The organism is Wolbachia endosymbiont of Drosophila leontia (assembly GCF_028981785.1).
GTDB lineage: Bacteria > Pseudomonadota > Alphaproteobacteria > Rickettsiales > Anaplasmataceae > Wolbachia > Wolbachia pipientis.
On sequence record NZ_JAPQLK010000129.1, the window covers coordinates 1 to 10,583 of the forward strand.

Sequence of the window (10,583 nt, forward strand, 5' to 3'; positions counted from 1 at the left end):
ATAACCACGGGGCTTCTTTTGCCTTTTTTTTCATTTGGTAAATTTCTTAATGTTTATGGCTAAACGACAACCGTCATCCCGCTGCTTGTTAGCGGCTAAGGGATACCGCGAATGAATCGCGCTATGACGTAGGGATTGCATTAGCTATAATTCTTTAGTTTTCACTTTTCTTTTAACCTTGCAATGATATTTTCTTTGCCGATAAAAATTAATAGTTTAGCGAGCTCTGGTCCTGTTTCTGTTCCTGTTAAAGCTGAACGCAACTGCGTAAATAGGTTTTTTGCCTTTATATCCACTGTTTGTCGAATAGTTTTGACCCATTCTGACAACGTGTTTTCATTACAATCACCTTGGGGCAATGCATTGAACGCAATTTTTATAAGCTCCTTATCAAGAATCACAGGCTCTATATCGGATTTGCATATTTTCCACCACTTGGCCACCTCAGAAAACCTTTCTATATTGTTCTTTATAAAATACCAAAACTCTGAGGAGTCCACTCCAATTTGATTTAAACGTTCTTGTATAATTTCAAATGGCATTTGTTGCAGCACTTTGCAATTTAGCTTGTATGCTTCACTCAAGCTAAATTGTGTACATGCTGAGCTAAATTTTTTAATGTCAAATGAATCAATCAAAGATTGCATACAGGCGCAAGCTTCAATTGGATTGGATGTTCCGAGCTTCACTAAATAACTAACTAGTGCCATCGGTTCAATTTCATCTTCTTTTATAGATTTAATGTCCAGCACGCCGGTTCGCTTGGATATTTTGCTATCATCAAAATGTAGCAGAGAAAGGTGAGCAAATGTAGGGATTTTCGCTTTTAATGCTTTAATCATTTGGAGCTGAACTGCGGTATTAGTTACATGATCTTCCCCGCGTACAACATGGGTTACATTAAAGTCAACATCATCAATAACAGAAGGTAACATGTATGTGTAAATTCCATCTTCTCTTTTTACCACAGGGTCACTTATGCTACTGGTTGCAATATTTATTTCACCTTTAACTTCATCATTCCATTTAACAACTTCATTTCTATCCAACTTAAATCTAAAATGTGGTCTTCTTCCTTCTTGCTCATAACTAATTTTCTCTTGCTCAGTTAGAAGTAACGCGCTTCTGTCATATACAGGGAGAAGTCCTTGTTTTAACTGCAATTTTCGTTTAATGTCTAACTCTTCCCTTGTTTCATAGCATGCATAAATATGCCCTCCTTTTATTAACTGCAAAAACACCTCGTTATAACGCTCAAAGCGCTCTGATTGCTTGAAACTTGCATCCCAATCTATGCCAATCCATTTTAGGTCTTCTATGATATCATTTATATATTTGACATCTGAACGCTGAAGGTCAGTATCATCAAAACGGAGTAAAAATTTTCCATTTTGATTACGTGTGTACATCCAACAAACCAAAGCAGTTCGTACGTTTCCTACGTGGAGGTAGCCAGTTGGGCTTGGAGCGAATCTTGTTAGCATTTAAATAGCAATATTGTTTACTCTAATTTATTTTAATTTTATATAAACATATGGCTAAAGCAAGTGAGATCTGCTAATACAATTGAGCAAGAGAAGAATAAGTATGGCTATAGCATTGTGGCACCTTTGATATTTGATGGATTAAGACCATATGATAAATTCAAGAAAATTCACAACTTGACGACAAAGGCTAATGTAGCATTATATTGGTATCATGACTACCTTAAAAAAGATGAGAGAAAAACTGCAAGATCAAATAAATTATCATAATGTTTTGTATCACCAAAAAAATAAGCCAGAAATAAGTGATGCTGAATATGATGAACTGAAGAAAAAGTTAGCTGAAATAGAGGCACAACTTCCAGAAGCTTATGCAACGCAAGATAGTGTTGGTGCTCCACCTGATGAGAGGTTTTCTAAGGTGGAACATCAAGAACCTATGCTTTCCCTTGAGAATGCTTATGATGAACAAGGTGTAGAGAAATTTTTGTCTAAAATAAAGAGGTTTTTAATTGAGGACAAAATAGAGATATTATGTGAACCAAAAATTGATGGGTTGTCGTTTTCTGCAATTTATGAGGATGGAAGATTTGTTAAAGCTGCAACTCGAGGTGATGGTTTTGTAGGGGAAGATGTCACTCACAATGTTGCAACAATAAAGGGCTTTCCTAAGTTTTTGCAAGGTGTGCAAGGAAGACTAGAAGTAAGAGGTGAAATATACATCAGTAACAGCGACTTTTTAAAGTTAAATGAAAACGATGAATTTGCCAATCCTCGAAATGCAGCCGCTGGTTCTCTAAAGCAATTGGATGCAAACATTACAGCAAGCAGACCTCTTAGATATTTTGCTTATTCTTTGATTGGTGGAGCAGAGAAAAGTCAAAGTGAAATACTAAATAGGCTTGAGGCACTTGGTTTTTGCGTAAATGAGCATCAGTCCTTAACGAGTAGTTTGGATGGAATGCTGAAGTTCTATAACGAAGTCTATAACTGTCGCTATAACTTGGATTATGATATTGATGGAATAGTCTATAAAGTAAATGATTTGGTACTACAAAATCGTCTAGGGAATACTCACAAAGCACCGCGCTCAGCACTTGCATACAAGTTTTCTGCGGTTTATGCAAAAACAAAGTTAAATAAGATATTTATACAGGTGGGCAGAACAGGGGTTTTAACTCCAGTTGCAGATTTAGTGCCAGTCAATATTGGTGGGGTGCTAGTTAGTAGAGCAAGTCTGCATAACCAAGATGAGATAAAACGTAAAGACATAAGAGAGGGAGATATTGTAACAATCAAAAGGGCAGGGGATGTAATTCCCCAGATCGTTGAAGTAAGCAGAGATTCTCGTCTTCCAAATACACCTGAATTTGTGTTTCCTGAAGTATGCCCTGAATGTGGTAGTAAAGTACGTCAGGTTGAGGGAGAGGCTGCAGTAAGATGTCCTGAGGAATTTGCCTGTAAAGCTCAAATAATAGAAAAACTAAAGCATTTTGTATCGAAAGATGCATTTGACATTGTTGGCCTTGGTGATAAGCAGATAGAGTTTTTTTACGACCTTGGTCTGATAAAACAAATTCCCGATATTTTTACTTTAGAAGAAAGATTGGATGAATTTAATCTGGAAGAACAGTCTGGTTGGGGCAAGAAATCAATAGCTCATTTATTAAATGCTATACAAAGCAGAAGGGTAATAACTCTAGATAGGTTTATATTTTCTTTAGGTATTAGATTTATTGGCCAAGTTGCAGCAGAGTTGCTTGCAGATTATTATGTTTCTTATGATAATTGGTATAATTCGATGATTGAACTGTCATCAGATAATACTGAGCTAGTGGGTATAGACGGCATAGGAAAAAAAGTGGCTGAATCTTTGGAATCATTTTTTTTTAAGGAACATAACATCAAAATGTTAAATGATCTTACTGCTTGTCTTCAAATTCTTCCTGTGAGCTCCAACTCTAGTAACTCTGTTTTAAATAATAAAATTATAGTGTTTACTGGTAAGCTACTTGCTATGAGTAGAGGAGAGGCAAAAGTAAGAGCCAAAACTCTAGGAGCAAAGGTCAGCTCACATCTTTCTGCTAAAACTGACTACCTAGTTGCAGGAGAAAAACCAGGATCCAAATATAAAAAGGCAGTGGAATTAGGTGTAGAAATTTTAGATGAAGACCAGTGGCATAAAGTGATAAGTTTGGGAGTGTTCAAATGACACTTGGATTGTATATTAAATCAAAGTTGCAAGATTATTTAGAGAGTAGCCAATTCTTTCCATCCAAGAATCATTTTATTGACTTGCCTCAATTTTTCAACAGAAGGCAAGTCTTCTGTGCTGAGTGGTAGGCGGACAGTTTGATGTTCTATGAGCCCAATATCATGCAAAAGTGCTTTAGTGGGTATTGGGTTGCTGGCAATAAATAACGCTTCGCAAGCCTGTTGCCAGATATCTGCCTGAGGGTTCCTGCCATTGAGGCACTTCTTAACGTATTCATGCGCTATGCGTGGCCAAACATTGGCAGCAACGGAAACCAGGCCAGCTGCACCATAAGCGGCCATATCAGATATCATATCATCATCTCCGCAAAAGACCTCAATATTTGGTGCAACTTTCTTATACTGAGCTAAAGTATCAACAGTACCACTTGAATCTTTGATAGCCCAAAATTTTTCGTGGCTGGATAAGTTGCGTACAGTTTCAGCGTGAAGACTCACTCCTGCTCTTGATGGAATATTGTAAAACATAACCGGCACATGTGCTTTCTCAAGCAGCTTTTCAAACCATAAAGTCTGCCCCATAATTCCGGGCTTTGCATAAATGGGAGTTGTCATTAGATAGCCATGAATAGGCATACCCTTGCAAAAATCAAGCCATTCAAGAGTCTGATATAGATTCACTCCTGGTACGCCAATTATAATTTTCGTATTTAATTTTAGCTTACATACGAATTCAACTAATGTACGCTTTTCAGAATCAGTAAGCGATAGGCTCTCACCTGTGCTACCTAGCAACACTACGCCATTTTCAGCTTTAACTTGCATTGTCAGTAAACGCTGCAAACTGCTATAATCTGTGCTACCCCCATTGCAATTAAAAGGAGTAACACAAGCAGTCCATAAAAATGTAGATTTCAATTTAAATTGTTAAAATGGTATTTCATCGTCGAGTAGTTCATCTTTTTTATCGTTGTCAAAACTTTCGTGTTTATCTTGTTGTTCTGTTTCACCTTGTTTGTATTCACTTGGCTTGTAATCAGAATTTGGCGCACTATTTCGTGAATCCAAGAGAGTAAGAGCGCTATTAAAATTATATAGAACCACCTCTGTTGTGTATCTTTCACCACCGTTTTGGTCAGTCCATTTTCTAGTTCTCAAAGAACCTTCAACATAAACTTTACTGCCTTTGCGTGCAAAGTCTTTGACGATTTTTACTAATCCTTCACTAAAAATTACGATATTATGCCACTCCGTCTTTTCAGAGCGCATACCGGAAAGTTTGTCAGTCCAACTTTCAGACGTGGCTATTGAAAAACTTGCCATTTCTTTTCCATTTTGTGTAGTCCTAATTTCAGGATCTTTTCCTAAATTACCAACTAGTATGACTTTGTTTATGGTACCACCAGACATAATTATGCTCTAAATAAATCCTTTTATTATCTTATGTGAAAATACTATTGTCAAATTTAATTAAAAGTGCGCTTGGAGGGATTCGAACCCACGGCCTTTGCCTCCGGAGGGCAACGCTCTATCCAACTGAGCTACAAGCGCATATATATTTAAGTTATTTAATAGATAAGCCATCCAAGTCAAATTTTTGTTTTGGATAAAGCGTAAACATAATACTCCCATATCCAAAATATACATTTTGAGAATCATTCGCATGCTTTTTTATTGCTTTTTGATCTACGGTCCATACAAAAGTTACATAATTTTCAGTGACTGAGTGCACTTTTAAATCCTGAGTATTTATAAACAGTTTTCCATTTACCCATATTTTCCATGTATCGGGAGAAAGATATAAAATTGAGTCTAAACTCACTACCTTACCGTTGAAATTATCTGATACCTCCTCTTTTACAGCTCTTGAAGATCGTAAATTGAACTTTTCCATTTCATTGACCATTCTATTAACTGGCTCTTCATCAAAAAAAATGCTTTTTACGTTACTATATTGTGACAAAACGTCAAAGTCACTTTCCACTGCTTCTCTTATTATATCGTCCCGATCTGTATAGCTTAGTTTTTGATTGTTGATAAAGAAACACTCTTTTGCACGCAAATTTGCTATATCAATAAAATCGTCGATTTCTTGATTGCCAACTTTAAGAATACTTTCAAAATATCTTTTTTCTATCATCATTCCATACTGAGAATGATGACAAACCATTTCATCATTACCTTGTTTTTCTATATATACGCATAAATTTCCACTATTTAATCCTAATATTTTATGCTCAATAAAATCTTCATTGCCAATATATTGTCGGCAAGAATACTCTTTACAAATTTCTATGCTTTCTATGATATCTTCACAACTGCAATATGCATTAACATTGGAAATGAGTAGCGTAAAAATAAAAAACAGCTTTATGTTCATCACCTTATCTACTTAATATAGTATACCAATCAAAGACTATATTAGCTCTCACTATCTCTATCATATTACCATTCAAAATCTGATTCATAGTTGCAGCATCAATATTTCTCTGCTTATTTAAAATAAGAGATTTAATCATAACATAACCGGGCAGATTTGGAATAGACTGTAGAAATAAAAAAATATGCTTATCGCTGATTGAGCTTAAATTTAGGACCACTTCACTTTTTATTACTTTTGTGCGTTCACTTTTGTTGTGGGGCTCAACTTCTTCGGGTATAGAAATTGATATTTCAGGTTCTAATATATAGTACTTTTTATATAACTTGCTAAGCTCGAAATTTAAATTTGCAATGTATCTGCTACTATGTAAATTTGAAGAAGAAATTTTTTTCCATAAATCTAGGTTTTTATTTAGAACAACTTCCTTTTTTTGAATTCCAGTAATCTGTAAATTAATAGAACGTATTTTATCAATCGCAATTTGGTTTTTATTATAAATCTTTTCGTTATAGATAACAACATATGTTAATAACCCTATTAATCCAACAGATAATAACAAATACGATATAAACTGAATTGTAGCTTTTCTTTTTAATTGAGAGATAGTCATTAATCTACATTGCCTCTCCTATTTCAACATCAATAGATAGATTTTGCTCTTTAGCAGCAGGTAAGCTAGAAATATTAATGTCATAGGTACGAAAATTATCGTTTAAATTTTTTCGTAGTTTCTCGTATTGATGAGAAATATTTTTACCGGATTGAAAATTAAACTTTAAAGTTGTGGTAATATAACTTTTTGCCTCATTATAATTCCATTCAAATGATCGAAGCTCTATACCTGGTATTTTTAACTTTTCTACATACTTAACTTGTGTAAGAGGAGAGTATTCTATTTTTGATAAAATATTATTGATATTAATAAAATCATAAATTTCATCTATTTTTTTTACATTATAGCTTTGGCTAAGTTTTGTTAATTGGTTATTTAAGGTGTTCTGCTTTGCTGATAAATTATCAGCGACATTGAAATTTGAATACAAATTTAGCAAACAAAGGGTATTCATTATAACTAAAACCAGGGCGAAGTATAGAAAAATTCGAGGAGAGTTTAAATAAAGGTAATTGAATAGATAAAATTCTTTAGTTTCCTTTGTATTAAAAATAGCTGCTAATTTATTCTTAAAGCTATGAAACAAAATTATGGTATCGCAAAAGTTATCTTTTTCACTTATAGCTAGTTCTGCTCCTAATAGTTTGCCTAACTCATATGGAGTTAATATGTTCACACTGTTCTCTGAAAAATTTATGACTGATAGACTAGCTTTGATATCTTCTGACACTATGATACAAAGGTCGATAGGGTTATTTTTTTCAAGCCCAAACTTAGTTAAGGATCGAATAGTATCTTGCACTTCCTGATATATTCCACCAGCGATAATTCCTGGTAAATTATCATTAGTAAATGATGTTAAGCGCGTAAATACCATTTTATTCTCTTTAAGAACCACTTGTCTATAGCCTCCCGTTTTAGTTGCAGCAACTATAATTTTCCAATTATTAGGATCTTTATGTAGAATCTTTTTTGTTATATTACTTATTTCTATAGGAAACATTAATATTCCCTTAAAGTTGGAGCCTATCTCAATAAACACATTCAACCAATATTCTACTAAATGCTTTGCTTTTGATGAAACAAGAAGATAGCACCAGTTTTGATTGAATTTGTTTGGCTTCTCAACCAAAAAAACTGAACTTATGTCATTATTACGAGAAAAATGCTCCATCTTTGTTTTTGCTGATAGATAGGCACTAATCTTGTTTGCCCTTGTAATAAACTGTAGCGAGTAATTTTGATCTGCATGATTAAGCACCAGGTATAAAGGTGCTTTTTTATCTGACGAAAGACATGAAATTAAATCGGAAACTGCTTTATCGTTTTTGCCCTTAACAAAATACCTTTTATTTAAAGTATTATTTTTAAAATATAGTAACATTATGCCTTCTTCTCCAATAGAAAGCATAAACTTACTTTTGGATTTTGAACTAAACATATTAACAAAGCATATACTCATCTAGAATTAAAAAGGCAATTTATTGAAATTCATTAAACGTTAGAGGGAAATATTGTTATAAATTTTCGCAGCAACATTATTTATATTATAATTTTTTTATAAAATTACCACTAATATTAAGTTATTTAGATAATAAATTAAGAAAATTCATTAAGACGAATTTGTTGTTTTTCAAATTGTAGGTAAACCTAAGCCACTTTAGCTATATCTGCAGATAGACTTTAATTAATAAGAGTTATTAATCTATTTACTATTCTTGTAATATTATTTCTAATGGTAAAGAAATATATATTTTTCTGGAACAGTTGTTATTTCAGATACAGAATTTATTGTAAGTAAACTAACCATTTGCTGAAGAGCGCTCATCTTCTGTGGTACTTGATGATGGAGCAACTAATTTGCTCAAAATCTCATCTTTTGGTCCCATAGCGTAAATGACACCATCTGACATGAGGATCACCTTATCAACTACGGACAATAACGGTAGCTTGTGAGTGATGATAACAGTAGTAGTATTTTGTTTTCTTGCAATGCCAATTGCATTAATTAAGCATGCCTCTCCATTGCTATCTAAGTTAGCGTTTGGTTCATCAAGTACTAAAAGTTTTGTGTGACCATAAAAAGCTCTGGCAAGTCCAAGAAGCTGTTTTTGGCCGCCAGAGAGCGTTACTCCTCCAGGACCTCCTATTGTTGTATCATATCCATTTGGTAAGCTTAGTATTAGCTCATGTATTCCTGCAATTTTTGCTGCTTTGATTATTTCTTCAGGATTTGGATCTGGCCTCATGCGAGCAATATTAGCTTTGACACTAGTGTTAAATAACTCAATATCCTGAGGTAAGTAGCCAACATAATTACCAAAATTTTCTCGATTCCAAGTATATACATCAGCGCCATCTAGTCTGACTACACCAGATATTGGCTTCCATACACCAACAGTTAATTTTGCGATAGTGGATTTACCAGAAGCACTTGCACCAATAACACCAACTACATCTCCAGGATCTATAATGAATGATATTCCTTTTACTGTCGGCTTATTGCTTCCATAAGGAGTAAAAAATACTCTATCAAATTCCAATTTTCCTTCAGGTTCTGGTAGAGCCATCGTTTGCTCTCTTTTTGGCGATGTTAATATAAGTCTTTGTAGCCTTCCATATGACATTCTAGCCTGATTTAAAAACTTCCAAGTATGAACCGCAGCATCAAATGGTGCTAATACTCTACCCATTAAAATTGAAGCAGCGATGATGCTACCGGCAGTCTTATGAGCTGTGATTGCAAGTAATGCACCTGTTCCAATTACTGATATTTGCAGAGTTGAGCGCAAAAACTTAGTGATTCCAGTAATTACATTAGAGCGATTTTGTGCTTTAATTTGCATTGCTCGATTCTGATCATTTCGTTTACACCAATCAGAGACTATGAATTCTGACATGCCCATAGCTTCAACCACTTCTGCATTTCTTGTTGCAACATCTATAGCATTGATATTCCGTATAGTTTCTTCGTTGGTTTCTTGTAATATTCGTTTAGTGGCAAGTTCATTCCATATTGCCATAGAGACTAATATAATAATTCCAGTAATAGCTATAAACCCCGTGGAGGTATGTATCATGAAAATCACAACAAGGTAAATTAACGACCATGGAGTATCAAACAGTGAGAATATACCATTTCCTGTAATGAAATTTTTTATCACTCCGAGATCTCGTATTGCTTCACCACTTGAAGTTGAGCTCTGCACTGACGTTAGCCTGATTGACCTTACTATCAGATCTGGTGTTGCAGTTTTATCGATCCAATCACCTATTTTTGCCATTGCTAAATATCGACAAGTTTCAAGCATTGCAGAACATGCAAATGCAGATAAAGTGATAATTGTCAGCATAGTTAGTGTTGATACACTTTCGCTCGATATCACCCGATCAAGCACTTGAGAGGTATAAAGTGGTAGGAATAACACTAATAAATTGATTCCCGCACTAAACCAAAAGATAAACCAAAATGCACTTTTGCATTTTTCTAGGCAAACATATAGAGTACTTTGCTTCAATTCTTTTTTTATTGATGGCGTAATTTCCACAATCTTCCTCTTAATTTGATTACATGCACCATATACAATTTTTATTACAAAAATATTAATAACGGTAGTTAGCTTACTTTAAGTGAGTAAAATATTAATATATGTGAATAGGAAATATAAACAATGGTAAAAAGAAGTATAGTTGATATTTCCTTCGTTGCCTATAGCGAAGCTACGTCATACCGCGATTCATTCTATAGCTGTACGAACATTCATTTTTGAAGATAAACTGCACAGCAAATGGTGTCATGAAAGTAGCTGACACTGGGATGGCTTTGTTGCATCGCTACTTATGAAAGGCTAACTATAATTAGGATTATGAGCAACTTATTGAAAATCTT

At 34.3% G+C, this 10,583-nt stretch carries 9 protein-coding genes and 1 tRNA gene; 2 read left to right on the forward strand and 8 right to left on the reverse strand.

What is annotated here, in order from left to right:
- Window positions 1-161: 161 nt before the first annotated feature.
- Entirely contained in the window at window positions 162-1,484 is a 1,323-nt protein-coding gene (gltX, locus tag OZD63_RS04135) for a glutamate--tRNA ligase (RefSeq protein WP_275008200.1), read from the reverse strand.
- Between the two features lie 63 nt (window positions 1,485-1,547).
- Between gltX and OZD63_RS04140 the strand changes: the two genes are divergently transcribed.
- Both OZD63_RS04140 and ligA read left to right on the forward strand, forming a co-directional pair.
- Window positions 1,548-1,754 (forward strand): hypothetical protein, encoded by a 207-nt coding sequence (locus tag OZD63_RS04140; protein ID WP_274979421.1) that lies wholly within the window; start codon window positions 1,548-1,550, stop codon window positions 1,752-1,754.
- Window positions 1,699-3,696: an NAD-dependent DNA ligase LigA gene (gene ligA, locus OZD63_RS04145; RefSeq protein ID WP_275008201.1), complete on the forward strand. Its 1,998-nt coding sequence runs from the start codon at window positions 1,699-1,701 to the stop codon at window positions 3,694-3,696. Before OZD63_RS04140 ends, ligA begins: the two co-directional genes overlap by 56 nt.
- 38 nt (window positions 3,697-3,734) lie before the next feature.
- On the opposite strand, the gene dapA is transcribed toward ligA, so the two are convergent.
- From dapA to OZD63_RS04180, 7 genes are all read right to left on the reverse strand, one after another.
- Complete coding sequence (dapA, locus tag OZD63_RS04150) at window positions 3,735-4,616, reverse strand: 4-hydroxy-tetrahydrodipicolinate synthase (protein ID WP_275008202.1); 882 nt, start codon at window positions 4,614-4,616, stop codon at window positions 3,735-3,737.
- Window positions 4,617-4,625: 9 nt separating this feature from the next.
- Entirely contained in the window at window positions 4,626-5,108 is a 483-nt protein-coding gene (gene ssb / locus OZD63_RS04155) for a single-stranded DNA-binding protein (protein WP_274979424.1), read from the reverse strand.
- A gap of 67 nt (window positions 5,109-5,175) precedes the next feature.
- Window positions 5,176-5,249, reverse strand: a tRNA-Arg gene (locus OZD63_RS04160).
- Between the two features lie 13 nt (window positions 5,250-5,262).
- On the reverse strand, window positions 5,263-6,078 hold the full coding sequence (locus OZD63_RS04165; protein ID WP_264705397.1) for a hypothetical protein: 816 nt from the start codon (window positions 6,076-6,078) through the stop codon (window positions 5,263-5,265).
- 4 nt (window positions 6,079-6,082) lie between these two features.
- Complete coding sequence (locus tag OZD63_RS04170; RefSeq protein ID WP_274979425.1) at window positions 6,083-6,691, reverse strand: hypothetical protein; 609 nt, start codon at window positions 6,689-6,691, stop codon at window positions 6,083-6,085.
- A gap of 4 nt (window positions 6,692-6,695) precedes the next feature.
- On the reverse strand, window positions 6,696-8,135 hold the full coding sequence (locus tag OZD63_RS04175) for a hypothetical protein (protein ID WP_275008214.1): 1,440 nt from the start codon (window positions 8,133-8,135) through the stop codon (window positions 6,696-6,698).
- 361 nt (window positions 8,136-8,496) lie between these two features.
- Window positions 8,497-10,242 carry a type I secretion system permease/ATPase gene (locus OZD63_RS04180; protein ID WP_274979427.1) on the reverse strand — a complete coding sequence of 582 codons (1,746 nt, stop codon included), beginning with the start codon at window positions 10,240-10,242 and terminating at the stop codon, window positions 8,497-8,499.
- Window positions 10,243-10,583: the final 341 nt, after the last annotated feature.